Raw genomic sequence first — 25,925 nt, forward strand, 5'->3', positions numbered from 1 at the left:
TCCACTGGACCATCAGCGACGAAACACCAGATAGGCGACCACCGCAGCGGCAATGCATACCCAACCCAGCAGGTCGATATACTGGATGAGCTTGCGCTCCATCCTGACCCCACCCCACACCATCAGGCCCGCAACCAGGAAAAAGCGCAGGCCACGCCCCACCAGGGAGATCAGCACAAACGGCAGGAAGACCATGTGCAACAAGCCGGCGGTCACGGTGAATACCTTGTAGGGAATGGGCGTGAAGCTGGCAATAAAGATCACCCAGATACCCCAGTCATTGAACCACTGTTGAGCCAGCGCCATTTTATCCTGATAGCCCATGGTATTGATAAAGGGTTCCACCACCGGTTCCCACAGGGCATAACCGAGCAGATAGCCCAGTACCGCACCCATCACGGAAAACAGGGTCGCCAGACCGGCGTAGCGCCAGGCCCGCTCCGGCTTGGCAAGCGCCATGGGAGCCAACATCACATCGACGGGCACCGGCCAGAAGATGGATTCGGCAAAACTGGTCATAGACAAATAGACGGGGGCGTGACGATGCACGGCCCACATCATGACTTGTCGATACAAGCGGGAAAAAATCTTCACTCAAGTTCACCTTGCACCAGCGGTACAAACCTTACCGCTTCCAATTCGGTACGCAGGAACTCATCGCCCCTGCGCTCGTATAACCACAATGACTGCTGCAAGTGACCAACGGGAATCACCATGCGCCCGCCATCAACCAATTGCGCCAGCAGGGCCTGGGGCGTTTCCCGAGCGGCGGCAGTCACCAGTATGGCGTCAAACGGTGCCTTACTGGACCAACCTTCCCAACCGTCGCCGTGCCTGGCCGACACATTATGCAGATCCAGCCGCTGCAGACGACGTCGCGCCTGATAGCGCAGCCCCTTGATACGCTCTATGGTATACACATGGGACACCAACTGAGCCAGTACCGCAGTCTGAAAGCCGGAACCGGTACCCACTTCCAGCACCCGTTCCGGCCGGTTGAGCAACAACACCTCCGTCATCCGCGCCACTATATAGGGCTGGGAAATGGTCTGCCCATAACCGATGGGCAAGGCACTGTTTTCCCATGCCTTGTGGGCCATGGCTTCATCCACGAACTGCTCCCTGGGCAGATTGGCAATGGCCTGTAACACCCGCCGGTCCTCGATACCCTGCCGGGCCAGTTGGGCATAGAGTTGCTGTCCTGCTACCGTTAGCACGCGTTCACTCCACTTCGGTTAACCAATCAGCCAGTACCGTCATATGGCTGTAAGCCGTCATATCCACTGTCAGCGGGGTTATCGACACATACCCCTGCTCGACCGCGTCAAAATCCGTACCTTCTCCCGCATCCTGCTTGGCACCGGGGGGCCCTATCCAGTAGATGGGCCGTCCCCTGGGGTCATATTCCTTGATCACCGCTTCGGCCCGGTGGCGATTGCCCAACCGGGTCACCCGGATACCGCGGATCTCCTCCAGCGGCAAATCCGGCACATTGACATTGAGGATCTGATCCGAAGACAGGGGCGCGCGCAACAACCCTTGCACCAGCAGGGCCGCATAATGGGCTGCCGTTTCAAAATAACGCTCGCCGCAGAGGGAAACGGCGATAGACGGCAACCCCAGGTGACGCCCTTCGGTGGCCGCCGCGACCGTGCCGGAATAGAGCACATCGTCCCCCAGATTAGCGCCATGGTTAATACCAGCCACCACCATGTCCGGGTCCGGATCCAGCAGGCCGTTTACGGCCCAGTGCACACAGTCGGTGGGCGTTCCCTTGACCGAGTAAAAACCGGTGTCTTCTATCTTATCGACCCGTAAAGGCACCTCGAGCGTCAGGGAGTGGCTGGCACCACTGCGGTTCCGATCCGGCGCCACCGTCACCACCTCTGCGAACTCGGACAACACCCGACTCAGGGTCCTTATGCCCTGGGCATTCACCCCGTCATCATTACTTACCAGTATTTTCATGCTTGTCACTGTCCTTGCTCATTACTCAGCCGTTTCTTCATGCTGCCCGCTGTCGGTGATCAACTCCCTCATCACACTGGTGGCATAGCTGCCGGCCGGCAGCCAGAAAGTCAATTCAAGTTGATCGCCATCCTGTTGCCAGGACAGCTGCTGCGGCTGCAGCAAGAGGGCGCGCCGCTCCTGTTTCAAGCCGTTGGCCTCCAGCCCTTCGCACAGCTCGGCATGGTCGGCGACAGCCGCCAGCTCCAGCTCGGCCGCAGCGGCTGTCGCCGGCAGCCGGCCTCGGCCCCACAGGGGGGCGCTAAGCCGGATATCTCCCTCGGCAAACCGGCTCAACAAAGTATCATCGGGCTCTTCCAGGGTAAAAAACGACTGGCTGCCTTCCAGCATCACACAATCGCCGGGCAACAGCTGAAACGCTAATTGCCGGGACAGGCGATGACTGACCGCCTGGTTGAACAGGTAACTACGCGCCGCCGACAGATACAGGGATCGCTTGTTCCTGTCCTTTATGCGCTTGCCGCCGAACATGGCCCGCGCCTGCTCCAGGTTGCCACCATTGAAACCGAAGCGCTGGGTACCAAAGTAATTGGGTACGCCACTTTTGGCAATGGCCGCCAGCCGGCCGTCCAGGTCGCCGGAGCCCGCCAGCTCACGGATCCGCAGGCGAAAGAAATTGCCTTTCAGCGCACCGACCCTCAGCTTTTTATGATGGCGGCCCACCGCCAGTATCTGGATATCGTCGTTCTCAAGGGGCGAAAAATCCGGCATGGCCTTGCCCGGCAGGTGTACCCCGAACCATTGCTGGGTCACCGCATGACGGTCTTTCAAACCGGCCCAGGTGATATCCCGCTGGGCAACGCCGGCCAGTCGGGCCAGCTCCCGAGCAACCCACTGGGTATTCTGGCCACGCTTGCGGATATGCAGCAGGATATGCTCACCTTCGCCACAAGGCTCAAAGCCCAGATCCTCTTCCACCACAAAATCTTCGGGCTCGACCTTCAGCCGACCGCTGAATGCGGGCTCGCCATGCAAATACTGCCAATTATTCATCATCTTTCACCAACAGCACCACGGCTTCCGCCGCTATGCCTTCTTTACGGCCGACAAAGCCCAGGGTTTCAGTGGTGGTAGCCTTGACGTTGACCTGGGCTGCATCAGCGTCCAGATCAGCGGCGATGTTGGCCACCATGTCATCGATAAAAGGCGCCAGCTTGGGAGCCTGGGCCAGCACGCTGATATCCGCATTGCCCAGCCGATAGCCCCGTTGCTTGACCTTATTGAATACCTCCCGCAACAGCTCTCGGCTGTCGATATCCGCGTAGGCCGCATCGGTATCGGGAAAATGGCGGCCGATATCACCGCCCCCAATGGCGCCGAGCAGGGCATCGCTCAGGGCATGCAGTACTACATCCCCGTCCGAATGGGCCAGCAGCCCCTGTACATAGGGCACCGCAACGCCACCCAATATGCAGGGACCTTCACCGCCAAATTTATGCACGTCAAAGCCGTGACCAATACGCATCATGTTTCACTCTCCAGGATGTGCTGCAGGAAGAAGGCAGCCAGCGCCAGATCTTCCGGTCGGGTGATCTTGATATTGTCGGACCGCCCTTCCACCAGCCGAGGACGGAAACCCGCCCACTCCATGGCTGAGGCTTCGTCGGTAATCGCCACCCCGCTGTTCAAGGCCTGCTCCAGGGCCTGGCACAGGGGGACGGTCGGGAAGCACTGGGGCGTCAACGCATGCCAGAGCTCGTCACGGGGCACGGTGCGGTCAATGCCGCCCTGTCCATCGCCGCGCTTCATGGTATCCCGCACCCTGCAGGCCAGAATGGCACCGTCCGGCTGCCGGCCTGCCGCCAGCAAGGCGTCCAGATCCGCGCGGGCCAGGCAGGGACGGGCCGCATCATGAACCAGCACGAAGTCGCTGGTTACCTGACGCAGGGCATTGAGCACAGAGTCGGCCCGCTCGGCACCGCCTGGCACCCAGCTGATACGAGGCTCATGGGCAAGCGACAGGGTGGGAAAGTGCGTGTCCTCCGGGCCGATAGCCACTATGATACGCTCGAGCGCCTGATGAGAAAGCAATCGTTCCAGGGTATGCTCAAGTACGGTTTTTCCCGCCAGCATCAGATACTGCTTGGGCAGGGTCGCGCCCATGCGTCGCCCCACCCCGGCGGCCGGCACCACCGCGGTGATCTTGTCTTCAGATATCATGGTAGTGCTCTGTTTTGGGTAACGTCTGAAGGCAGGAAGCGGTAGAAGGTTTCCCCTTCCTTGATCATGCCGAGATCATTGCGGCCCAGCTCCTCGACCGCGGCCAGGCCTTCATTCAGATCTTCTATTTCTCTGTATAACAAGGCGTTACGCCCCCTGAGCTGCTCGTTACTGCCCATTTGCCGGGCCACACTCTCCCGGGTTTCATAGTATTCGGCCAAACCGTTTTTCCCCCACCACAGGTGGTATTGCAGTGCGCCTAACAGGGCAAGTAGTATCAGCGTCAGCAAGCGCATGAGTCCTCCTAAGTTGCGCGTTAGTTTCCCATATTCGGGCTGCGAACAAAAGAAACCCCGCACTGGGCGGGGCTTGATCTTAACGAGAGAATTAACCGTGCGGGGTCTTAGGCCTGGCCTTTAACCTCGACCAGCCCACGGTAAGGCGCCTTGCCGCCCAGCTCTTCCTCGATGCGGATCAGCTGGTTGTATTTGGCGACCCGATCAGAACGGCTCATGGAGCCGGTCTTGATCTGCCCGGCACAAGTGCCCACCGCCAGATCGGCGATGGTGGCGTCTTCGGTTTCACCGGAACGATGCGAAATCACGGCGGTATAGCCGGCATCCTTGGCCATCTTGATGGCGTTCAGGGTCTCGGTCAGCGAGCCGATCTGGTTGAACTTGATCAGGATGCTGTTGGCGATGCCCTTGTCGATTCCTTCCTTGAGGATCTTGGTGTTGGTCACGAACAGATCGTCCCCCACCAGCTGGATCTTGTCGCCCAGTACCTTGGTCTGGTAGGCGAAACCATCCCAGTCAGATTCGTCCAGGCCATCTTCGATGGAAACGATCGGATACTGCTTGGTCAGTTCTTCCAGGTAATGGGTGAACTCCTGAGAGGTGAATACCTTGCCTTCGCCTTTCAGGTTGTAGTTGCCTTTCTCCTTGTCGAAGAACTCGGAGGCGGCACAGTCCATAGCCAGGGTCACGTCCTTGCCCAGCACATAGCCGGCCTTCTCCACAGCTTCCTTGATCGCGGCCAGGGCGGCAGCATTGGACTCCAGGTCCGGTGCGAAGCCGCCTTCGTCACCGACGGCCGTGCTCAGGCCCTTGGCCTTCAACACCTTGGCCAGGTTGTGGAACACCTCGGCGCCGATACGCAGCGCTTCACGGATGTTCTTGGCACCCACCGGCTGGATCATGAACTCCTGGATGTCGACGTTGTTATCGGCATGCTCACCGCCGTTGATGATGTTCATCATCGGCAGCGGCATGGAGTACTGACCGGCGGTGCCGTTCAGCTCGGCAATCCAGGCGTACAGGGGCAGGCCCTTGGCCGCGGCGGCAGCCTTGGCGGTGGCCAGGGAGACGGCCAGGATGGCGTTGGCACCCAGGGTGGCCTTGTTGTCGGTACCGTCCAGTTCGATCATAACCCGGTCGATCTCGGCCTGAGCGGTAGCGTCCTGGCCAATCAGGGCAGCGGCGATCTTGTCGTTGATGTTGGCAACGGCATTCTGCACACCTTTACCCAGGAAACGGCTCTTGTCACCATCCCTCAGCTCCAGGGCTTCGCGAGAACCGGTAGAGGCGCCAGACGGTGCCGCGGCGCGGCCCATTACGCCACCTTCCAGGTAGACATCGGCTTCCACGGTAGGGTTACCGCGAGAATCGATAATTTCGCGACCGATCACTTTAACGATCTTAGCCATGCTATTTTCCTTCCATAGTTGAACAAACAAAAGTACTAAAAAAACGGCCGAGCCAGGGGGCTCGGCCGCAGAATTCGATTACTTGAGTTCACCCTGCTGGTGCTGAACCGCAGCCTTGACGAAGCCGGCAAAAAGGCCGTGACCATCGCGGGGGGTGGAGGTGAATTCCGGATGGAACTGGGCCGCCACAAACCAGGGATGATCCGGGTTCTCGATGATTTCCACCAGCTTCTTGTCGGCGGAACGGCCGGTCACCCTGAGGCCCGCCGCCTCAATCTTGGGCAGCAGTCGGTTGTTCACCTCATAACGATGACGGTGACGTTCGTAGATGGTATCCGAGCCGTAGAGGGCGTGTACCTTGGAGCCGGGCTCCAGGTGACACAACTGGGCGCCCAGGCGCATGGTGCCGCCCAGATCCGAGCTCTCGGTGCGCACCTCAACATTGCCTTCTTCGTCCACCCACTCGGTGATCAGGCCGACCACCGGATAGGGGCTTTGCTTGTTGAATTCAGAAGAATGAGCGCCTTCCAGGCCGGCCACGTTACGGGCGTATTCAATCAAGGCCACCTGCATCCCCAGGCAGATCCCCAGGTAAGGCACCCGGTTTTCACGGGCATAGCGGGCCGCCATAATCTTGCCTTCCACGCCACGCTCACCGAAACCGCCGGGCACCAGTATCGCATCAAGCTCTTCGAGCAGGCCGGTGCCCTTGCTTTCCAGATCCTGGGAGTCGATATACTTGATATTGACGGTCAGGCGATTTTTCAGGCCACCGTGCTTGAGTGCCTCGTTGACCGACTTGTAGGCATCGGGCAGCTCGACATACTTGCCCACCATGCCGATGGTCACTTCACCGACCGGATTGGCCTCTTCATAGATAACCTGCTCCCATTCGGACAGGTCCGACGGCGGGCAGTCCAGGGCGAAGCGCTTGACCACTAGTTCATCCAGCCCCTGGGAACGCAGCAGCGCCGGGATCTTGTAGATGGAGTCCACATCTTTCAGGGAGATAACGGCTTTTTCGGAGACGTTGCAGAACAGGGCAATCTTGCCGCGCTCGTTGGGAGGAATCGCCCGATCGCTACGGCAGATCAGGATATCGGGCTGGATACCGATCGACAGCAGCTCTTTCACCGAGTGCTGGGTCGGCTTGGTCTTCACCTCGCCGGCGGCGGCCATATAGGGCACCAGGGTCAGGTGCATAAACAGGGTATTTTCCCGGCCGACTTCTACCGCCAGCTGACGCAGGGCCTCGAGGAATGGCAGGGATTCGATATCACCTACGGTGCCGCCGACTTCCACTATCGCGACCTGATGCCCTTCGGCACCGGCAATCACCCGATCCTTGATGGCGTTGGTGATATGGGGGATCACCTGGATGGTAGCCCCCAGGTAGTCGCCCCGTCGTTCCTTGCGCAGCACATCCGCATAGATACGGCCCGTGGTAAAGTTGTTACGACGGGTCATCTTGGTGCGGATAAAACGTTCGTAGTGACCCAGATCCAGGTCGGTTTCAGCACCATCATCGGTCACGAAGACTTCACCGTGCTGGGTCGGGCTCATGGTCCCCGGATCCACGTTGATGTAGGGGTCCAGCTTCATGATGGTCACATTAAGACCACGAGCCTCGAGGATGGCCGCCAGGGAGCCGGCCGCAATGCCTTTACCCAAGGAGGAGACAACCCCACCAGTAACAAAAATATATTTAGTCGTCATGCTGAACCTGAAGAAACTAGGGAACGAATTTAAGGATTTGTGGAAATCAAGACGGGGTCATAGTATACGCAAGATGGCCTATGGCGACAACGCACAATACGACGATCTGTAATTTTATTACCATTACTCCCGGCTCTTGACCTGCTCCCAGTAGCCATCCAGCTCTCTCAGGCTGCACTCCCCATGGGCCTTGCCATCATCCTGCAAGGCCTGCTCCAGGGCCCGGAAACGCCGCTCAAACTTGTTATTTGCCTGACGCAGCACCTGTTCCGGATCCTGTTTGAGATGACGTACCAGGTTGACACAGGCAAACAGCAGATCGCCAAGTTCTTCTCCGATCCGCTGCGGATCCCGGGTCGGTTGGGTCAGTTCGGCGGTCACCTCGTCCAGCTCCTCACGCACCTTGCCGATCACGGGCTCCAGCTCATCCCAGTCGAAGCCGACGCCAGCACAGCGTTTCTGGATCTTGTTGGCCCGGCTCAGGGAGGGCAATGCCAGCGGAATATCATCCAGCACGCTGGTGGCATTCTGGTCTCTGGCAAGACGCTCGGCGGCCTTGGTGGTTTCCCAGTTGGCCTTGATTTCCTCTTCGCTGGCAAACTCGGCGCCCCCGAACACGTGGGGATGGCGCGCAACCAGCTTGTGGCTGATGGCCTGCACCACATCGCCGAAGTTGAACAACGACTGCTCTTCCCCCAGTCGTGAATAGAACACCACCTGAAACAGCAGGTCGCCCAGCTCGCCGGGCAGGCTGGCAAAATCACCACGCTCGATGGCATCGGCCACTTCGTAGGCCTCTTCCAGGGTGTGCGGCACTATACTGGCAAAATGCTGCTTAAGATCCCAGGGGCAGCCGTTTTCCGGGTCCCGCAGCGCCGCCATGATGGCCAACAGATCGCTCAGTGAATAGTTATAATTTTCCATCTGCACTCCATTACAGGCGTTTCGCTTCCAGGATATCCGGCAGCTGGCTGATCTTGGCCAGGGTCCGGCTCAGGGCTTCGATGTTGTAGACTTCCAGCTCCATATCGATAATAGCGGTCTGCTGCTTGCGGTTGGAGCGGCTGTTCACCCCCATCACATTGATCTTTTCGTTGGCCAGTATGGTGGTGATATCACGCAGCAGACCGGATCTGTCGTTGGCAACCACCCTCATGGTCAGGTTATAGCCGCCCGAGTAATTTTCCCCCCACACAGCATCCACCATCCGCTCGGGATGCTGGTTGGCCAATTCCTTGAGCTGATCGCAGTCGGCCCTGTGGATGGAGATGCCCCTGCCTTGGGTAATGAAACCGATGATTTCATCGCCGGGGATCGGCTGACAGCAACGAGCCGCGCTGGTCATCAGGTTGCCCACCCCCTGCACCACCACATGGCTCTTGGGCTCCTGCTTCTTGTGTGACTTCTGCTCCAGCTGTTTGAGCACCTGCTGGTCCTGCTCTTCGCCGGTGGGCTTCTTGTGCCGGCCTTGCAAGTAGTTGAGCAGCTGGTTGATGCGCAGATCACCGCCACCTATGCCCGCCAGCAGATCATCCTGGCTGGTCATGTTGAAGCGTTCCAACACTTTCTTGTCGATCTGGCCAAAGGTCAGCCCCAGGCGATCCAGCTCCTTGTCCAGCACCTCCCGGCCGGCAAGAATGTTCTTGTCCCTGTCCTGCTTCTTGAACCAGGTGGCCACCTTGGAACGAGCCCGGCTGGTGCGCAGGAAGCCCTGGTTGGGATTCATCCAGTCTCGGCTGGGGTTGGGCTGCTTCTGGGTGATGATCTCCACCTGATCGCCGGTTTGCAGCTGATAGGTAAAGGGCACGATGCGGCCGTCTATCTTGGCTCCAATACAGCGATGACCGACCTGGCTGTGGATGTAGTAAGCGAAGTCCAGCGGGGTGGCACCGGCGGGCATATCCACCACTTCCCCCTTGGGGGTAAACACATAGACCCTGTCTTCGAACACCTGGCTGCGCAGCTCGTCCACCAGGGAGCCACTCTCCGCCATGTCTTCCTGCCAGGCCAGCAGTTTCCTGAGCCAGGCGATTTTTTCCTCGAAGCCGCTCTGCCTGGTGGCGCCCGCGCCTTCCTTGTATTTCCAGTGGGCGGCCACCCCCAGCTCGGCATCCTGATGCATCTGATCGGTACGGATCTGGATCTCGACCGTCCTGCCCTCGGGACCGACCACCACCGTATGGATGGACTGATAGCCATTGGGCTTGGGGTTGGCTACATAGTCGTCAAATTCCCGGGGGATATGCCGCCACTGGGTATGAACGATCCCCAGGGCGGCATAACAGTCCTGCAGCCGCCGGGTCACCACCCGAACCGCGCGCACATCGAACAGCTCGTCAAAATCCAGGTGTTTTTTCTGCATTTTGCGCCAGATGCTGTAGATATGCTTGGGTCGGCCATAGACTTCCGCCTCGACCCCCGCCTCTGCCAGTGCCGCCTTCAGGCTGGCGACAAAGCTGGTGATATAGGCTTCCCGGGCCAGGCGTTTCTCGTCCAGCAAGCGGGCAATGCGTTTATAGGTCTCCGGGTGTAGATAACGGAAGGACAGATCTTCCAGCTCCCATTTCAACTGACCGATCCCCAGGCGGTTGGCCAGCGGCGCATAGATATTGGCGATCTCCTTGGCCACCAGCACCCGGGTCTCCTCGTCGGCGCTCTTCACCTCACGCAGGCAGGTGATGCGCTCGGCCAGCTTGATCACCACGGCGCGCACATCTTCCACCATCGCCAGCAGCATACGCCGTACCTTGTCGACCTGGGCCTCGGAGCCCTTGTCACTATGCACATGCTGCAGTGAGCGGATACCTTCCATGTCGGCCACCCCCTGCAACAGGCGGGCGATATTGCCACCGAAATCCCCTTCCACCCGTTCCAGGTCGAGGTAGCCCATCTCCAGGAAAGGATAGAGCAGGGCCGCCTTATGGGTATCCAGATCCATGCTCAGCGTCAGCAGTATGCCCACCATCTCGACACCCTGGGCGTGCAACCGCTGCTCTACATCACTGGGCGCTCCCAGCTGCTGGCAATATTCATACAGGGCCGTAAGTTGGCTGCGGGCCTCCACTTCCATCGGTAGGCTCGCTGCCCATTCAGACAGGCTGAAGGAGGATTTTAGATGCGTATCGCGAACTGAAACCATAAGATCCCTTTATTATCGTTCAAACAAGGCCATCACTTCCGAATGCGCGGTATGGGGAAACATGTCGATCAACCCCATGCGGGTCAGTTGGTAGCCCCCCGCCAACAGGATATCCGCGTCCCGGGCCAGGGTCGCCGGGTTGCAGGATACATAGACCAGCCGCGCGGGCGCCAGGCGAATAAGATAGGGCATCACCCGCTCGGCCCCGGCCCGGCCAGGATCCAGCAGCACGGCATCGAAGCCTTCCTGTGCCCAGGGCTCGCGGGTAAAGTCGCTCGCCAGATCGGTCCGGTAGAAGCGGACATTGTAGCAGCCATTCTCTTCGGCATTGCCCCGCGCCTGCTCCACCATTTCCTGCACGCCTTCGACACCCACTACCGACTTGACCCTGGCCGCCAACGGCAGGGAGAAGTTACCTACACCACAAAACAAATCCAGCACCCGCTGTTCAGGGGCAGGCGCCAGCCAATCGATGGCCTGGGCCACCATGGCCTCGTTGGCTACCGGGTTGATCTGAATAAAGTCGCCGGGGGTAAATGCCAGCTGAAGCTCGCTCAACTGATAATAAAGCGGGAAGGACATATGTAAAGGACGTCTGTCCTTATCATCCTGCAGAAACAGGGTCAGCCTATGCTGCTGGGCAAAACTGAGCAGGGCATCCAGATCCGGGTCGGAAAGTATTTCGGTGTGGCGCAACAGCAGAGCGATGCCTTCCGCACAGTGATACAGCTCTATATGTCCAAGCTGCCTGCTGCCCTTCAGCCGGTTGAGCAACTGGCGCAGAGGCACGATAAGGGCGGACAGCTCGGGATGTAGCACGCCGCAATGATCGATTTCGACCAGCTCATGGGACTGACTGCGACGAAAGCCCAGGGCCACCCCCTTGCCCTGACGGCGGATAGCCAAGCGGGCAACACGCCGGTAGCCCCGTTCCGGGCCGGTCAGCCAAGCACTTGGCGGCACGGGGACCGGCAGCAGCCGGGAAAACAAGCGGCCCAGGCTCAGCTCCTTGGACTGGTGCTGCAATTCAAGGGGCAAATGCTGCAGGGAGCAGCCGCCGCAACGGTCGATGTAGGAACAGAACGGCTTGGTACGCCGGGGCGAGGGCTGCAGTACCTTGAGCAGCTGCCCCTTGTGATATTTACTGTGTTGATCGGTGAGCCGTACCCGCACTTTTTCTCCGGGCAGGGTACCGGGCACGAACAGCGGCTTGCCCTGGTAACGGGCGAGGCCCACGCCATGACCGTTTAACTCGAGAATATCGATATCCAGGGCCCCCCGGGCCTTGAGGTCGGGCTTGCGCACCTTGAAGAACTGAACCATAAAACGTGGAGCCCCCGAACCGGCTATGTCATCATATGCGTATCCTAATCAAGCGCGCATTGTCCCACAGAACCCCATTATGACCAAATACGGCCTGCGGGCCCGGGTACTGGCCTTTACCATATTGCCAACCCTGATCATCGGCATCCTGCTGGCCGGCTACTTTTCGGTTAACCGCTACCAACAGCTGGAAGATGCACTGATCAAGGAGGGCATCAATGTCATCGAACCCCTGGCCCTGGCCAGCGAACTGGCGCTGAGCGGCCGCAATCGGGAAGCCCTGAACAGGCTGCTGAGCAATATTCACCGTAACAACAGCCCGCTGATCAAGTCCATCGCGCTGTTTGATCAGGAAGGCCGCCTGCTGGTGACCTCCAATTATCATCGGGACTACAACCAGATGCGCCTGCCCGACGGGGTTTCCCTGCCCCGCCTGACCCTGGTTGAGGCGAGCGAGGATGGCATTATCCTGCGCACGCCGGTGCTGACCGACAATATCCGGGTCGACGCGGACTGGAGCGAAGCCTCGTCCACTCCGCTGGGCTATGTGTCCATGCAGCTGACCACCGACTCGGCCATGCTGGTCCACTACAAGGATACCCTGGTTGCCGCCCTGATCGTGCTGCTTGGCATCTGCGCCAGTACCCTGTTCGGTTTCCGCTTGATAAAGGGGGTGTCCCAACCGATCACCGACATGGTCAGCGCCGTCTATAAAATCCGCGAGGGCCGCCTGGACACCCGGGTTCATGGTGAGTTCACCGGCGAGCTGGAAGTGCTGAAGAACGGTATCAACGCCATGGCCAAATCCCTGTCGGAGTACCATGAGGAGATGCAGCAGAACATCGATCAGGCCACTTCGGATCTACGGGAGACCCTGGAGCAAATCGAAATCCAGAATATTGAACTGGATATGGCCAAGAAACGGGCCCAGGAGGCAGCCCGGGTCAAGACCGAATTCCTGGCCAACATGTCCCACGAACTAAGGACCCCGCTCAACGGGGTGATCGGCTTCGCTCGCCAGCTGCAGAAAACCCGGCTCAGCCCGAATCAGCTTGATTACCTGAAAACCATCGAAAAGTCGGCACAGAACCTGCTAGGTATCATCAACGATATCCTTGATTTCTCCAAACTGGAAGCAGGCAAGCTGAAGATGGAGCAGATCCCCTTCTCGCTGCGGGATACCCTCCAGGAAGTGATGACGCTGCTGGCCCCCAGCGCCCACGACAAGGGGCTGGAGCTGTCATTACGGGTCGATGCCGCCGTTACCGACAGCCTGACCGGCGACCCGCTGCGGGTGCAGCAGATACTGACCAACCTGGTGGGTAACGCCATCAAGTTTACCGAGCAGGGCAACGTCGATGTGCGCGTCGATGCCCGCCCCGCCAGCCGGCCCGAGCGCACGGCCCTGTGCTTTTATGTGCAGGACACCGGCATTGGTATCTCCGACAGCCAGCGCCGCCAGCTGTTCCAGGCCTTCAACCAGGCGGACTCCAGCATTTCCCGCCGTTATGGCGGCACCGGCCTGGGGCTGGTGATCACCCAGAAGCTGGTACACCAAATGGGGGGGGATATAGAACTTTATTCGGAGCTGGGCACCGGCTCCGTGTTCAGCTTCACCCTGGAATTTGAACGGGCGGCCCTGCCCCTGGCCGAGCCCCTGCCCCTGTCCCGGCTGACCGGGCAGACAGTGCTGTACCTTGAAGAGGATAACTTCAGCCGGCGCACCACCCGGGCATTGCTGCGGGAGTGGGGCCTGCAGGTTTTGCATGAACCTGATCCCGATATGCCGATAGATACGGTGATCCTGGGTTTTGGCCCCAACCACCTGCCCAGCGAGATGGAACAGGCCATACGGCAACACAAAGCCCTCTGTGGCAAGCTGCTGGTACTGCTGAGCTCGACCGATCCTACCCTGACGGATGTCCTGCTCAAGGCCGGCGCCAACCTCTGCCTGAGCAAGCCGGTACATTATCAGAAGCTGGCCCACGCCCTGATCGACCAGGAGATGGTGCCGACCGAAGAATTGCTGCAGATCACCCTGGCCCCCCCCACCCACAAACTGGAGCTCAAGGTGCTGGCGGTGGACGACAATCCGGCCAACCTCAAGCTGATCAGTGCCATGCTGTCGGAGCAGGTGACCCAGGTCGATGCCTGCATCAACGGCAAGGAAGCACTCAATCTGGCGACGGTCAACGATTACGATATCATTTTCATGGATATCCAGATGCCACTAATGGATGGCATTCAGGCGACCCGGGAAATTCGTGCCCAGGGTCCCAACCGCAGCACACCGATAGTGGCGGTCACCGCCCATGCCATTCAGGGCGAGCGAGAGCGGTTGATGGAGCAGGGGATGGATGAGTACCTGGCCAAACCCATAGACGAGGCGATACTGGCCCGCATTATCGAGCGCTATGCCCGTGTCCACGGCAGCAGTGGACAGATAGACTGGCCCCTGGCCGTGCGTCAGGCCGGCGGGAAAGAAGAGCTGGCCCGGGAGATGCTGACCCTGTTACTGGCCAGCTTCGATGAATTCTCCCCCAGGCTCAACGCCGCCCTGGCCGGTGACCTGGATACTGCCAGCCTGTACCCGGCACTCCATAAGCTTCATGGCGGGGCCGCCTACTGCGGCGTACCCGAGTTGCTGAGTCTCGCCGGGCAGCTGGAACAGGCCATGCTGGACAAGCAGCCACTGGACAGCCTGGAGCCGGAGCTGCTGGAACTGGAGGAACGGATCCAGCAGATCAGGGAAGAAGCGGCTCGTTACTTGTAATAACGGCTGAGGGACAAGAGTCGAGGAGTCAGGGCTCAGGGCCGAGGAATGCAGACTCCGCCAGCAAGCACCTGGCTCCCACGCAGAGCATGGGAGCCAGTCTTCTATACCGTGCCAGCGGTTTGTTCGGGCGGCGGTTAGATCCCCAGGCGGGCTTCCTGCATCAGCCGTTTCATGTCCTGCACCGCTTTCTCCAGGCCATCGAAGGCGGCACGGGCGATGATCGCATGGCCGATATTCAGCTCCAACATTTCGGGAATGGCGGCGATGGGTTTGACATTGTGATAATGCAGACCATGACCGCCGTTTACCTTGAGCCCCAAATCATGGGCATAGGAAGCACCGGCCGCAATCCGCTTCAGCTCGGCCTGACGCTCGGCATCGTTGGGGGCATCGGCGTAGTGGCCGGTGTGGATCTCGATATAGGGGGCGCCCGTAGCCCGCACCGCCTCGATCTGGGCCCTGTCCGCATCGATAAACAGCGACGTCTTGATCCCTGCTTCACTCAACCGGGTCACCGCGGCCGTCACCTTGTCGAGCTGGCCGGCTACATCCAGACCGCCTTCCGTGGTCACTTCTTCCCGTTTTTCCGGCACCAGACAGACAAACTCCGGCTTGATGCGGCAGGCAATATCCAGCATTTCATCGGTCACCGCCATCTCAAGGTTCATGCGGGTCTGTATGGTCTGACTTAACAGCTCCACATCCCTGTCGATAATATGCCGCCTGTCTTCCCGCAGGTGAACGGTAATGCCATCGGCACCCGCCTGCTCGGCCACCGCCGCGGCCTGCACCGGATCCGGATATTGGGTGCCCCTTGCATTACGCAAGGTAGCAATATGATCGATATTGACCCCCAGATACAATTCACTCACTGCGATTACCTCTCGTTCCTTTGATAAACAGGGCACGGCTGCGCAAGGGCCGGCCTCCAAGATAAGGGCCCAGAGCCTGCCGGCTGAACCGCTTGGCGGCAGCCAGCACCTCGCCCCGGGTCAAGTCATGTTCGGCCAGGGCGAGCAGGTGCGCCCCGTAAAAGGCGCCCGGCTCGGCCTGCTCCAGGGTAATAAAGCCGGACTCGGGTCGATAGGCATACCAGCCCAAGGGCTCGATCCCGGCCCCGCTGACGGCATCCTGAGTAAAATCCACCCCATAACCGAGCACGTCCAGCATATAAAACTCAAACTGGCGTAGGCAAGGCTCAATACTGCCACCGGTAGCCAGTTTGCTCAGGGTTTGATGATAGGCCTCGAACACCTCGCCGAAAGGGGTCTGTGCTTCCAGTAGATAAAAGAGCAGCTCATTCAGGTAGAGGCCACTGTACAGAGCCTCCCCTTTCAGCTGAATGGCAGGGGCCGATGCCTCGGCCAGGTGCAGGTTTTTCAGTTCGCCCTTGCCGGCGAAGGTAAGCCGCAGGGGTACAAAGGGCTGCAACAGCCCTTTCAGGGGCGAGCGGGGCTGACGGCTGCCACGGGCAACCAGGCTCTGACGCCCCTGCTCCCGGGTGAATACCTCGACCAACTGGCTGGTTTCCCGGTAGGGGCGACTATGAATAACGAAGGCGGCATCCAGGGCCACTAGTATCCATCACCACAACTCGAGCAGCCCCAGGCCCATTCATTAGTCATCGCCATAGCCCAGACTGCGCAGCGCCCGTTCGTCGTCTGCCCAGCCGGACTTGACCTTGACCCACAGTTCGAGGAACACCTTCTGCTCGAGCAGACGTTCCAGTTCCAGCCGCGCCTCGGTGCCGATGATCTTGAGCTTTTCACCCTTGTTGCCGATCACCATCTTTTTCTGGCCGCTGCGCTCTACCAGGATCAGACCGTTGATATGCACTACGCCCTTGTCATTGACCTGGTAACGCTCGATTTCAACCGTCACCGAATAGGGCAGCTCATCGCCTGTGAATCGCATCAGCTTTTCACGGATGATCTCCGCCGCCATAAAGCGGGAGGAACGGTCAGTGATATAGTCCTCCGGAAAATGGTGCATCGACGGCTTGAGCCGGGAACGGGCCAGCTTGGCGATAACCTCGACATTTTCGCCGTTTTCGGCGGAAATCGGCACTATGTCGGCAAAATTCATCTGCCCGGACAGCCACTGCATATGAGGCAGCAGCGCTTCCTTGCTTTCGACGTTGTCGATCTTGTTGATGGCCAGCACAACGGGACAACGCAGGTGGCGCAGCTTGTTGAGCACCATCTCGTCATCGGCGGTCCACTTGGTGCCCTCCACCATGAACACCACCATTTCCACGTCCCCCAGGGAGCTGGATGCAGCCCGGTTCATCAGCCGGTTGATGGCACGCTTTTCTTCGATATGCAGGCCGGGGGTGTCCACGTAGATGGCCTGATAGGCGCCTTCGGTGTGGATACCCATGATCCGGTGACGGGTGGTCTGGGCCTTACGCGAGGTAATGCTGACCTTCTGCCCCAGCAGCTGGTTCAGCAGGGTCGACTTGCCCACGTTCGGGCGGCCGACGATGGCCACGAAACCACAGTAGGTCTGCTCTTGCTCTGTCATAATAATGCTTCCAGGGCATGCTCGGCAGCGGCCTGCTCGGCCTTGCGGCGGCTGGTTCCTATGCCAACCACCGGCTCGGCCAGGCCGTCCACCAGACAATGCACGGTAAATTTCTGATTGTGGGCTTCGCCGATCACGTCCACCACATTATAGGTGGGTAATGGCTTGCGTTTGGCCTGCAGCAGCTCCTGCAACCGGGTCTTAGGATCTTTCTGTTCGATGCCCGGCTGAATTTCATTTAACCGCTCGTCATACCAGGACAACAGCAGGCCGCGTATGCCTTCGATATCGGTATCGATATAGACGGCGCCAATCAAGGCCTCCACTGCATCGGCAAGGATCGACTCGCGTCGATAGCCACCGCTTTTCAGCTCCCCCGGTCCCAGGATAAGGTAATCGCCCAGTTCAAACTCCCGGGCGAGCTCGGCCAGGGTCTTTTCCCGTACCAGGGTGGCACGCATGCGTGACATATCCCCTTCGTTTACCTTGGGAAAACGGTGAAACAGGGCGTCGGCAATAACCATGCTGAGGATGGAATCCCCCAGGAACTCCAACCGTTCATTATGACGGGAGCCCGCGCTCCTGTGGGTCAAGGCTCGTACCAGCAAGGTTTCGTCGGTAAAGGTATGACCCAGTTTCTTTTGCAGAGTATTCAGTTTTTTCATTAATGGATTGCGCCCACTCGGCTAAAACGCACATCCGAGGGCACCCAGGAAGGCAGCCAGCTGTCGGCGTGACGTTCAAATTCAAAGCTTATCCAGATGGCAACGGCTTTCCCGACCAGATTCTGCTCGGGCACAAAGCCCCAGAAGCGGCTGTCGGTACTGTTGTCCCTGTTGTCACCCAGGGCAAAATAGTGGCCCTCGGGTACCACCCATTCATTGAGCGCGGTCCCCGGCTGGCGGTAATACATGGATATCCGATCCGGCAACAGGGGGTTGCGCAGGATATCATGGGGAGGCTCGATCAATGCCTCTCCATAACGCTCCAGTGGAATCCCCATCTGACTGAACTCGCCACCCTGCCTGAAAGTCAGGGGCACCGGCTGGAAGTCCGGACAGTCGTCACCCTTGCAGGCCGGTTTGATATACAGCTGTTTGTCCTGGTAGACGATGCGATCGCCGGGCAGGCCGACAATCCGCTTGATGTAATCCACCCGGGGGTTCTCCGGATACTTGAAGACCGCTACATCGCCCCGCTCGGGGGTGCCGGTGGGGATCAGTCTGGTGTTATTCACCGGCTCCTTCAGGCCGTAGGCGAATTTTTCCACCAGGATAAAATCCCCGACCAACAGGGTCGGCATCATGGAGCCGGAGGGGATCTGGAACGGCTCATAGACAAAGGAGCGCAATACCAGTACCACGGCGATCACCGGGAAAATGGACTTGGCCTGCTCGATCCAGCCCGGGGCTTGACTGGCCTTGGCCAACGCTGTCTTGTCGACTTTGTTGCCATGGGCCACCTGGGCATCGGCGATTTTCTGGGCCCTGTGCTTGGCCCAGATCCATTTGTCACAAGCCCAGATAATACCGGTGACCAGGGTCACCAATACCAGGATCAGGGCAAAGGTACTCGCCATAATTACTTATCCTTACCGACATGGAGGATGGCCAGGAAGGCATCCTGCGGTATATCGACACGCCCCAGGGATTTCATCCGCTTCTTGCCTTCCTTCTGCTTGGCCAGCAGCTTTTTCTTACGGCTGACGTCACCGCCGTAGCACTTGGCGGTCACATCCTTGCGCAGTGCCTTGACCGTGCTGCGCGCGATGATCTGGTTGCCGATGGAGGCCTGAATGGCAATATCGAACATCTGCCGGGGAATAAGCTCGCGCATCTTCTCGACCAGCTGGCGACCACGATACTGGGCATTGTCTTTATGGGTAATGATCGCCAGGGCATCAACTCGATCACCGTTGATCATGATATCCAGGCGCACCATGTCGGCTGCTTCGAAACGATTGAAGCCGTAGTCCAGGGACGCATAGCCCCGGCTGCAGGACTTGAGCCGGTCGAAGAAATCCAGTACCACCTCGGCCATTGGAATATCATAGCTAAGCGCCACCTGGTTGCCGTGGTAGACCATATTGGTCTGCACGCCGCGTTTTTCGATGCACAGGGTGATCACATTACCCAGATATTCCTGAGGCACCAGTATATTGCACTCGGAGATCGGCTCGCGAAGTTCTTCGATGTTATTGATCGCCGGCAGGTTGGACGGGCTGTCGATATACACGGTCGAGCCATCGGTCTTGACCACCTCATAGACCACGGTCGGCGCCGTGGTGATCAGATCCAGGTCGTATTCCCGCTCCAACCGCTCCTGGATGATCTCCATGTGCAGCATACCGAGGAAGCCGCAACGGAAGCCGAAGCCCAGGGCATTGGAGGTTTCCGGTTCGTAGAACAGGGAGGCGTCATTCAGTGACAGCTTGTCGAGCGCATCACGGAAGGCTTCATAGTCATCGCTGGAAATGGGGAACAGGCCCGCATACACCTGGGGCTTGACCTTCTTGAAGCCCGGCAGGGCCTTTTCGGCGCCATTTTTGGCATGGGTCAGGGTATCACCCACGGGCGCGCCGTGGATTTCCTTGATACCGCACACCACCCAACCCACCTCACCACAGTTGAGGCCGTCGGTGTCTTTCTGCTTGGGGGTGAAGATGCCGATACGATCGACGCCCCACACCTGACCTGTGCTCATTACCTTGATTTTGTCGTGTTTTTTCAGGCTGCCTTGCTTGATGCGTACCAGCGACACTACCCCCAGGTAGGGGTCGAACCAGGAGTCGATGATCAGAGCCTGCAGCGGACCTTCCGGGTTGCCAACCGGCGCCGGAATTTTCTGAACTATGGTTTCCAGTACCTCATCAACCCCCAGGCCGGTCTTGGCCGAGCAGCGCACCGCGTCCATGGCGTCGATACCAACGATATCCTCGATTTCCTGAGCGACCCGATCGGGCTCGGCCTGAGGCAGATCGATTTTGTTCAGCACCGGCACCACTTCCAGCTCCATATCGAGCGCCGTGTAGCAGTTGGCCAAAGTCTGTGCCTCAACACCCTGACCGGCATCGACCACCAGCAAGGCGCCTTCACAGGCCGCCAACGAGCGGGAAACCTCATAGGAGAAGTCCACATGGCCTGGAGTATCGATAAAATTAAGCTGGTATTGATTACCGTCTTTGGCCTGGTAGTTGAGGGTCACACTCTGGGCTTTGATGGTGATGCCACGTTCCCGTTCCAGATCCATGGAATCCAGAACCTGAGCCTGCATTTCCCGATCCGACAAGCCTCCGCATACCTGGATCAGGCGATCGGACAGGGTCGACTTGCCATGGTCTATATGAGCGATGACGGAAAAATTACGAATATGCTTCATGATGCGATAAGGAGTCCGAACTCTAATAGCGACAGTAAAGGCGAGATTCTACTGGATTCACGCTACCGTGGCCAATCCTTAGTCGATATTGCTAACCGGAATCGGTGGTCCCAGGATCACCGGGCCGGCCTGGCCAACACCTGTTCTCCGAGCCAGGCGCGATGCCAGCAGAAAACCCAGCCATCCACCGACGATGGCACTCGCTATGGTGCCGCCGTCTCCCTGTCGGAACAGCACGCTGGCCAGCAGGCTGGCGACCAGGACACACAGCAACGGCAGTAGATAAATCAACAGGGCGCTTTTAATCAGGCTCTGCTCGGGAATCCCGATACGTACCTGTTCGCCCACCCTCAGGGACAAGGGAGTGGCAATAACAAACTGATGGCTACGCCCGGACAATGCCTTGGCAATCAAGCCGGTGCCGCAGTGCTGACTCTGCCGGCACTGGCCACAGGCCGAGCGGCTGAAGCATTCCACCGCGACGCCCTCCGGTACCAGGCGCACTACCGTCGCCACTTCTTCAATCATGGTGTCTCACTCGTTTTGACCACAATGGATTCGGCAATGCGCCGGGCGGCATCCGCCGGTATATCCCCCACTACCGTCACCTCTATCCTGGCGGCATTCACCAGGCTGACCAGATGGGTGGCGCCCTGGCGGATCAGCTGCTGACGGGGATCCGAACTGGGCACGGCATTGGCTACATAAACGGACACATCGACCAGTCCATTCGAGGCCTTCAGATAATCAACCCGCTGACCGGTCAACGGCAGCTGATGTTTATCCTGGGAACGGACTTCAAACCCCCTGGGCAACCAGCCCGGCTGCCAGCGCAATGTCTGCTGGGGCGCCGGATAGGCTTCCATCAGGGAAAGAGCGGGAGGCAGACTGGCTGCTCTCAATTCGTCTAAAAACGCCGCCGGTTGCGGACTGATTTCCAGGGCAACCCCCATGACCTGTTCGACCAGGCCCGTCTCTTTATCCAGGGTATCCAGCTTCAGTAGCAGACCGCTTTCCTGATCCAGCCAAAGCACATAGCCATAATAATCCGGCTCCCGGGGCGTCAGCCGCAGGACATTGGCGATACGCCCCAATACCCGGCTACGCCCCGCCGCGACCACATCATAGTTAACCACTATCTGCTCGATGGCCATGGACTGGAAACGGATAAACAGCCCCGGTAACTCCGAAGGCTTCAGGGTATAACCATCGTGGCTGGGCTCGAAAAAGCTGACTTCGTCACCCCGCTGCACATATTCCCGGGGCTGGCCATTAAGATAACTCAGGTGGGTAAGCGTCTGGCCGTCGAGATGACCCCGGGTCAGACGCTTGGGCTCCAGCTGGCCTTGACGCAGTTCGATCAGGGTCAGCTCAAAATTCAGCTCGCGGTACGCCTGCTGCATCTGTTGCAACAAGGTGACGGCCGGGCTGACACCGGTTGCGGCGAGCACAGAGGCAGCCACCGACAACCACAGCAAGGCAACAGCCAATCCGCGTTTAATCAAGTTCCGCTTCCCTTACTGCTGGCGCAGCCGTTGCTGCAATTCATGGTCCATCAGCAAGGCGTTAATCTTTTGCTGCTGCTCGATCAGATCCTGTTGGCTGATACGTTCGTCCTGGGCGGGGCTGTAGTTCAGGCTGACGGGGGCCGCCGAACCGCTGACCGGCACCGTATTCAATACCGAGCCAGGACCGACTTCCTGCAGCTGTCCGTATTGTTGTACGCCAAATATCACCGCCGCCGACACCGACGCCGCCACCGCAAACTGGGCAAAATGGCGCGCCAGGGTCCGACCAAAAGCCGGCCTGCTAACGGTTGCCGATTGCGGCACCGCCGTTGCCGTCACATTGCCAGCAGGAGCCACAATCGTCGGCTCCTGCTCGAGGGCCGCTGCTATCTTGTCGGATAAATCCAGGTGCAAATGGGTGGGCAGCTCACTGCGTACCGCGTCGCCATACAGCTGATAACGGCCGAACGTGGCGGCCAGGGCCTTGTCCTTGCCCAACTGTTCAAGCAGCACCTTGTCCTGGAGCTCTCCGTCTACCAATGCCGAAATGTGCTCTTTGTTAGCCATAAGGTTTATCCTTATTCGTCAACCCTGGAGTAAAGGCTGGACCCGCTTGTCGATTGCCTCACGTGCCCTGAATATCCGGGAACGAACCGTCCCGACCGGACAATCCATCACGTTGGCAATATCTTCGTAGCTCATCCCTTCCAGCTCTCGCAGGGTAATTGCTGTTTTCAGATCCTCCGGAAGCGCATCAATGGTGTCAAAAACCGCCCGCTTGATCTCGTCCGACAACATGAGGTGCTCGGGTGACGACAGTTCCTTCAGGGCGTCGCCACCTTCGTAATATTCTGCATCACCTATCTCGACGTCCGACCCCGGCGGCCTGCGCCGCTGGGAGACCAGATAGTTTTTTGCCGTGTTCACGGCAATACGATACAACCAGGTAAAAAATGCACTCTCTCCCCTGAAACCGGGCAACGCCCGATAGGCCTTGATAAAGGCTTCCTGGGTCACGTCCGGTATATCTCCGTTTGACACATAACGAGAGACCAAGTTCGCCACCTTGTGCTGATATTTTATTACCAACAGGTTATATGCATTCTTGTCGCCACGCTGGACCCGTTCTACCAGCTGCTGGTCCGTTAAATGTTCGCTCATGCGAGCCGCGTAACCTCCGATCATTCCGGTACCAAGGCACCGGCCCGAGATAAGCGCACTTTAGTAGACTATGAGTGCGGAAAAAAGTTCTGAAATCATGACCGACTGACAATTACGGCTGCGCCGGTATTCGGCTTGAGATAACATAGAGTCTCAATTTATACCGGGCCAATGATACTTCATGAATGATCCTGTTGAATACCTCTGTGATGTACTCATCATTGGCAGCGGTGCCGCCGGCCTTTCTCTGGCACTGAAACTGGCTGATCACGCCAAGGTTCACGTGCTGAGCAAGGGCCCGCTTACCGAAGGAGCGACACTCTACGCCCAAGGTGGCATCGCCGCCGTTTTCGATGAAACCGACAGTATAGAATCTCACGTTGAGGACACCCTGATCGCCGGAGCCGGGCTCTGCGATGAGGCCGTGGTCGAATTTACCGCCGGCAATGCCCCCGACGCCATCCAATGGTTGATCGGTCAAGGGGTGCCTTTCGATACCGAAGAAAGCAGCCAGGGCGAGCCTTCCTACCATCTGACCCGGGAAGGCGGCCACAGTCACAGGCGTATTTTTCATGCCGCCGACGCCACCGGACGGGCGGTACAGACCACGCTCACCGAACAGGTACTCAAGCACCCCAACATCAAGGTGCTGGAACGGGTCAATGCCCTGGATCTGATCACCACCGCCAAGCTGGGCCTGCCCGGCAACCGGGTACTGGGTGCCTATATATGGAATCGCACCCGAGAACAGGTTGAAACCATCCGCGCCAAATTTGTAGCCCTGGCCACCGGTGGCGCGTCCAAGGTATACCAGTATACTTCCAACCCGGATGTCAGCTCGGGCGATGGTATCGCCATGGCGTGGCGGGCCGGCTGTCGGGTTGCCAACATGGAATTCAACCAGTTTCACCCCACCAGCCTGTTCCACCCGGCAGACAACAACTTCCTGCTGAGTGAAGCCCTGCGGGGCGAAGGCGCCCTGCTCAAACGCCCGGACGGCAGCCGCTTCATGCCCGATTTCGATGAGCGGCACGAGCTGGCGCCAAGGGATATAGTCGCCCGTGCCATCGACCACGAAATGAAGCGCCTGGGTGCCGAGTGCATGTACCTGGATATCAGTCATCAACCGGCCGATTTCATTATCAAGCACTTCCCCACCATCTATGAACGCTGCCTCAAGGTCGGCATCGACATCACCCGGGATCCGATGCCGGTGGTGCCCGCCGCCCACTATACCTGTGGCGGAGTGATGGTGGACTTACAGGGGCGTACCGATATCGAGGGCCTGTATGCCATGGGGGAAGTCAGCTATACAGGTCTGCATGGCGCCAACCGCATGGCCTCCAATTCCCTGCTGGAGTGCATCGTCTTTGCCCGCGCCGCCGGCCAGGACATGCTGGCCAAGCTGGACCAGGTCCCCGAGCCCCCTACCATGCCGGACTGGGATGAAAGCAAGGTGACCAACTCGGACGAAGAGGTCGTCATCCACCACAACTGGCACGAACTGCGGCTGTTTATGTGGGACTATGTCGGCATTGTGCGCACCAACAAGCGACTGGAACGGGCCAAAAACCGCATCGATCTGCTTAAGCGGGAGATACAGGAGTATTACGCCAACTTCCGGGTCAGCAATAACCTGCTGGAACTGCGTAACCTGGTACAGGTAGCGGAGCTTATCGTATTGTCGGCGATGGAACGAAAGGAATCCCGGGGGCTGCATTTCACCCTGGATTACCCGGAGCAGCTGGCCGAGCCCAAGCCCACCATACTGGTACCACCGAATTATGTGGACAGCAAAATACGCTGAGACAGGCGCCGATACACCTCATCGGGGACGCTGTCGCTGAACAGCCAGAAAGGTGGCCAGGGGTCGCCTTCCAGCATCAGCAATAAAAAGCCGGGACCCGCCCGGCTGTGGGCGGACAAGCGGCCGGCACGACCGTTTATCTTCAGAACCCCATCCCGGTATTCTCCCCGCAGACGATAATTCCCAGCCTGTCGCCAGCCGATGGCAGTGCACAGCAGCCAGGCTGGCAAAAACCAGAGCAGGCGCCCGTCATCCAGCCAAAGTCCGGCCGGCAACCACAGTAGAGCACCCAGCCCCGTCAGGTACCAGCGATGGAGAAGGGAAGGTTCAGCGCTGATTGCGAAGCTGGTTGCGCTCAAGGATATATTCTACCAGCGCCTGGAAAACGGGGTCAGGCGAACGCGCATGCCCCATGAACCAGGCAAACAGATCGGGATCGTCGCAGGCCAGTAGGCGCTGGAAGTCCGCCTTGCGGCTTTCACTCAAGGCATCGTACTCATGCTCGACAAAGGGCAGCAAGATCACGTCCAGTTCCAACATGCCACGACGGCATGCCCATATCAGGCGCGGTTTATCAGAGGTATTCAACATGGTCCATCCCGAAAAATAAAACAAAGCCTATGTTAAATGGTCAAATGAATACTGACAAATGTGTTGGCCATCTTTACCATGAGGGTCACACTTCCCAATCTCATAGACAA

26 protein-coding genes are annotated in these 25,925 nt (G+C 58.7%); 2 read left to right on the forward strand and 24 right to left on the reverse strand.

Going from position 1 to position 25,925, the window contains the following annotated elements:
• Positions 1-12: 12 nt before the first annotated feature.
• The 12 genes from DCS96_RS11010 to rlmD all read right to left on the reverse strand — a co-directional run bounded on the left by DCS96_RS11010 (position 13) and on the right by rlmD (position 12,071).
• Positions 13-594 (reverse strand): YqaA family protein, encoded by a 582-nt coding sequence (locus DCS96_RS11010; protein ID WP_116474306.1) that lies wholly within the window; start codon positions 592-594, stop codon positions 13-15.
• The gene (locus DCS96_RS11015; RefSeq protein WP_116474307.1) at positions 591-1,217 is read right to left on the reverse strand and encodes a protein-L-isoaspartate(D-aspartate) O-methyltransferase; all 627 of its coding nucleotides are present in this window, start codon (positions 1,215-1,217) and stop codon (positions 591-593) included. Before DCS96_RS11015 ends, DCS96_RS11010 begins: the two co-directional genes overlap by 4 nt.
• A gap of 4 nt (positions 1,218-1,221) precedes the next feature.
• The gene (gene surE / locus DCS96_RS11020; RefSeq protein ID WP_116474308.1) at positions 1,222-1,968 is read right to left on the reverse strand and encodes a 5'/3'-nucleotidase SurE; all 747 of its coding nucleotides are present in this window, start codon (positions 1,966-1,968) and stop codon (positions 1,222-1,224) included.
• Between the two features lie 21 nt (positions 1,969-1,989).
• On the reverse strand, positions 1,990-3,024 hold the full coding sequence (gene truD / locus DCS96_RS11025) for a tRNA pseudouridine(13) synthase TruD (RefSeq protein ID WP_116474309.1): 1,035 nt from the start codon (positions 3,022-3,024) through the stop codon (positions 1,990-1,992).
• On the reverse strand, positions 3,014-3,496 hold the full coding sequence (gene ispF, locus DCS96_RS11030) for a 2-C-methyl-D-erythritol 2,4-cyclodiphosphate synthase (protein WP_116474310.1): 483 nt from the start codon (positions 3,494-3,496) through the stop codon (positions 3,014-3,016). The genes truD and ispF overlap by 11 nt, the downstream gene beginning before the upstream one ends.
• Positions 3,493-4,188, reverse strand: coding sequence for a 2-C-methyl-D-erythritol 4-phosphate cytidylyltransferase (gene ispD, locus DCS96_RS11035; protein ID WP_116474311.1), 696 nt, complete (start codon positions 4,186-4,188; stop codon positions 3,493-3,495). The genes ispF and ispD overlap by 4 nt, the downstream gene beginning before the upstream one ends.
• Positions 4,185-4,484, reverse strand: coding sequence for a cell division protein FtsB (gene ftsB, locus DCS96_RS11040; RefSeq protein WP_116474312.1), 300 nt, complete (start codon positions 4,482-4,484; stop codon positions 4,185-4,187). The genes ispD and ftsB overlap by 4 nt, the downstream gene beginning before the upstream one ends.
• Before the next feature lie 107 nt (positions 4,485-4,591).
• Complete coding sequence (gene eno / locus DCS96_RS11045; protein ID WP_116474313.1) at positions 4,592-5,893, reverse strand: phosphopyruvate hydratase; 1,302 nt, start codon at positions 5,891-5,893, stop codon at positions 4,592-4,594.
• A gap of 78 nt (positions 5,894-5,971) precedes the next feature.
• Positions 5,972-7,609 (reverse strand): glutamine hydrolyzing CTP synthase, encoded by a 1,638-nt coding sequence (gene pyrG, locus DCS96_RS11050; RefSeq protein WP_116474314.1) that lies wholly within the window; start codon positions 7,607-7,609, stop codon positions 5,972-5,974.
• Between the two features lie 123 nt (positions 7,610-7,732).
• On the reverse strand, positions 7,733-8,533 hold the full coding sequence (mazG, locus tag DCS96_RS11055) for a nucleoside triphosphate pyrophosphohydrolase (RefSeq protein WP_116474315.1): 801 nt from the start codon (positions 8,531-8,533) through the stop codon (positions 7,733-7,735).
• A gap of 10 nt (positions 8,534-8,543) precedes the next feature.
• A complete protein-coding gene (gene relA, locus DCS96_RS11060) occupies positions 8,544-10,748 on the reverse strand; it encodes a GTP diphosphokinase (RefSeq protein WP_116474316.1) in 2,205 nt (734 codons plus the stop codon).
• Between the two features lie 12 nt (positions 10,749-10,760).
• A complete protein-coding gene (gene rlmD / locus DCS96_RS11065) occupies positions 10,761-12,071 on the reverse strand; it encodes a 23S rRNA (uracil(1939)-C(5))-methyltransferase RlmD (RefSeq protein ID WP_116474317.1) in 1,311 nt (436 codons plus the stop codon).
• A 79-nt stretch (positions 12,072-12,150) separates the two neighbouring features.
• Here rlmD and barA point away from each other — a divergent pair, with 79 nt between their 5' ends.
• A complete protein-coding gene (barA, locus tag DCS96_RS11070; protein WP_116474318.1) occupies positions 12,151-14,844 on the forward strand; it encodes a two-component sensor histidine kinase BarA in 2,694 nt (897 codons plus the stop codon).
• A gap of 137 nt (positions 14,845-14,981) precedes the next feature.
• On the opposite strand, the gene pdxJ is transcribed toward barA, so the two are convergent.
• From pdxJ to rpoE, 10 genes are all read right to left on the reverse strand, one after another.
• Positions 14,982-15,719 carry a pyridoxine 5'-phosphate synthase gene (gene pdxJ, locus DCS96_RS11075; protein WP_116474319.1) on the reverse strand — a complete coding sequence of 246 codons (738 nt, stop codon included), beginning with the start codon at positions 15,717-15,719 and terminating at the stop codon, positions 14,982-14,984.
• Complete coding sequence (gene recO, locus DCS96_RS11080) at positions 15,712-16,422, reverse strand: DNA repair protein RecO (RefSeq protein ID WP_232818228.1); 711 nt, start codon at positions 16,420-16,422, stop codon at positions 15,712-15,714. The genes pdxJ and recO overlap by 8 nt, the downstream gene beginning before the upstream one ends.
• Positions 16,423-16,464: 42 nt before the next feature.
• Complete coding sequence (gene era / locus DCS96_RS11085) at positions 16,465-17,370, reverse strand: GTPase Era (RefSeq protein WP_116474320.1); 906 nt, start codon at positions 17,368-17,370, stop codon at positions 16,465-16,467.
• The gene (gene rnc, locus DCS96_RS11090) at positions 17,367-18,035 is read right to left on the reverse strand and encodes a ribonuclease III (RefSeq protein WP_116474321.1); all 669 of its coding nucleotides are present in this window, start codon (positions 18,033-18,035) and stop codon (positions 17,367-17,369) included. The genes era and rnc overlap by 4 nt, the downstream gene beginning before the upstream one ends.
• Positions 18,035-18,949, reverse strand: a complete 915-nt coding sequence (gene lepB, locus DCS96_RS11095) for a signal peptidase I (protein WP_116474322.1) — start codon at positions 18,947-18,949, stop codon at positions 18,035-18,037. The genes rnc and lepB overlap by 1 nt, the downstream gene beginning before the upstream one ends.
• 2 nt (positions 18,950-18,951) lie before the next feature.
• Positions 18,952-20,748: a translation elongation factor 4 gene (gene lepA, locus DCS96_RS11100; protein ID WP_116474323.1), complete on the reverse strand. Its 1,797-nt coding sequence runs from the start codon at positions 20,746-20,748 to the stop codon at positions 18,952-18,954.
• A 78-nt stretch (positions 20,749-20,826) separates the two neighbouring features.
• Positions 20,827-21,276: a SoxR reducing system RseC family protein gene (locus tag DCS96_RS11105; protein WP_116474324.1), complete on the reverse strand. Its 450-nt coding sequence runs from the start codon at positions 21,274-21,276 to the stop codon at positions 20,827-20,829.
• Positions 21,273-22,253 (reverse strand): MucB/RseB C-terminal domain-containing protein, encoded by a 981-nt coding sequence (locus DCS96_RS11110; RefSeq protein ID WP_232818229.1) that lies wholly within the window; start codon positions 22,251-22,253, stop codon positions 21,273-21,275. The genes DCS96_RS11105 and DCS96_RS11110 overlap by 4 nt, the downstream gene beginning before the upstream one ends.
• 12 nt (positions 22,254-22,265) lie before the next feature.
• Positions 22,266-22,823: a sigma-E factor negative regulatory protein gene (locus DCS96_RS11115; protein WP_116474325.1), complete on the reverse strand. Its 558-nt coding sequence runs from the start codon at positions 22,821-22,823 to the stop codon at positions 22,266-22,268.
• Positions 22,824-22,841: 18 nt separating this feature from the next.
• Positions 22,842-23,417: an RNA polymerase sigma factor RpoE gene (rpoE, locus tag DCS96_RS11120; protein ID WP_116474326.1), complete on the reverse strand. Its 576-nt coding sequence runs from the start codon at positions 23,415-23,417 to the stop codon at positions 22,842-22,844.
• A 181-nt stretch (positions 23,418-23,598) separates the two neighbouring features.
• Between rpoE and nadB the strand changes: the two genes are divergently transcribed.
• Complete coding sequence (gene nadB, locus DCS96_RS11125) at positions 23,599-25,224, forward strand: L-aspartate oxidase (protein ID WP_116474327.1); 1,626 nt, start codon at positions 23,599-23,601, stop codon at positions 25,222-25,224.
• On the opposite strand, the gene DCS96_RS11130 is transcribed toward nadB, so the two are convergent.
• Together DCS96_RS11130 and DCS96_RS11135 are read right to left on the reverse strand one after the other, a co-directional pair.
• A complete protein-coding gene (locus DCS96_RS11130; RefSeq protein WP_232818230.1) occupies positions 25,200-25,499 on the reverse strand; it encodes a protein YgfX in 300 nt (99 codons plus the stop codon). The two genes, nadB and DCS96_RS11130, sit on opposite strands and share 25 nt — an antisense overlap.
• Positions 25,500-25,551: 52 nt before the next feature.
• Positions 25,552-25,815 (reverse strand): FAD assembly factor SdhE, encoded by a 264-nt coding sequence (locus tag DCS96_RS11135; protein ID WP_116474329.1) that lies wholly within the window; start codon positions 25,813-25,815, stop codon positions 25,552-25,554.
• Between the last annotated feature and the right edge of the window lie 110 nt (positions 25,816-25,925).

This window comes from Zobellella maritima (assembly GCF_003075035.1).
GTDB classification, from domain to species: Bacteria; Pseudomonadota; Gammaproteobacteria; order Enterobacterales; family Aeromonadaceae; genus Oceanimonas; species Oceanimonas maritima.

Coding starts and splice junctions, on each gene's coding strand:
- surE (WP_116474308.1), bottom strand. CDS start 1,968: ATGAAAATACTGGTAAGTAATGATGACGGGGTGAATGCCCAGGGCATA.
- truD (WP_116474309.1), bottom strand. CDS start 3,024: ATGATGAATAATTGGCAGTATTTGCATGGCGAGCCCGCATTCAGCGGT.
- ispF (WP_116474310.1), bottom strand. CDS start 3,496: ATGATGCGTATTGGTCACGGCTTTGACGTGCATAAATTTGGCGGTGAA.
- ispD (WP_116474311.1), bottom strand. CDS start 4,188: ATGATATCTGAAGACAAGATCACCGCGGTGGTGCCGGCCGCCGGGGTG.
- ftsB (WP_116474312.1), bottom strand. CDS start 4,484: ATGCGCTTGCTGACGCTGATACTACTTGCCCTGTTAGGCGCACTGCAA.
- eno (WP_116474313.1), bottom strand. CDS start 5,893: ATGGCTAAGATCGTTAAAGTGATCGGTCGCGAAATTATCGATTCTCGC.
- pyrG (WP_116474314.1), bottom strand. CDS start 7,609: ATGACGACTAAATATATTTTTGTTACTGGTGGGGTTGTCTCCTCCTTG.
- mazG (WP_116474315.1), bottom strand. CDS start 8,533: ATGGAAAATTATAACTATTCACTGAGCGATCTGTTGGCCATCATGGCG.
- relA (WP_116474316.1), bottom strand. CDS start 10,748: ATGGTTTCAGTTCGCGATACGCATCTAAAATCCTCCTTCAGCCTGTCT.
- rlmD (WP_116474317.1), bottom strand. CDS start 12,071: ATGGTTCAGTTCTTCAAGGTGCGCAAGCCCGACCTCAAGGCCCGGGGG.
- barA (WP_116474318.1), top strand. CDS start 12,151: ATGACCAAATACGGCCTGCGGGCCCGGGTACTGGCCTTTACCATATTG.
- era (WP_116474320.1), bottom strand. CDS start 17,370: ATGACAGAGCAAGAGCAGACCTACTGTGGTTTCGTGGCCATCGTCGGC.
- rnc (WP_116474321.1), bottom strand. CDS start 18,035: ATGAAAAAACTGAATACTCTGCAAAAGAAACTGGGTCATACCTTTACC.
- lepB (WP_116474322.1), bottom strand. CDS start 18,949: ATGGCGAGTACCTTTGCCCTGATCCTGGTATTGGTGACCCTGGTCACC.
- lepA (WP_116474323.1), bottom strand. CDS start 20,748: ATGAAGCATATTCGTAATTTTTCCGTCATCGCTCATATAGACCATGGC.
- DCS96_RS11105 (WP_116474324.1), bottom strand. CDS start 21,276: ATGATTGAAGAAGTGGCGACGGTAGTGCGCCTGGTACCGGAGGGCGTC.
- DCS96_RS11115 (WP_116474325.1), bottom strand. CDS start 22,823: ATGGCTAACAAAGAGCACATTTCGGCATTGGTAGACGGAGAGCTCCAG.
- rpoE (WP_116474326.1), bottom strand. CDS start 23,417: ATGAGCGAACATTTAACGGACCAGCAGCTGGTAGAACGGGTCCAGCGT.
- nadB (WP_116474327.1), top strand. CDS start 23,599: ATGAATGATCCTGTTGAATACCTCTGTGATGTACTCATCATTGGCAGC.
- DCS96_RS11135 (WP_116474329.1), bottom strand. CDS start 25,815: ATGTTGAATACCTCTGATAAACCGCGCCTGATATGGGCATGCCGTCGT.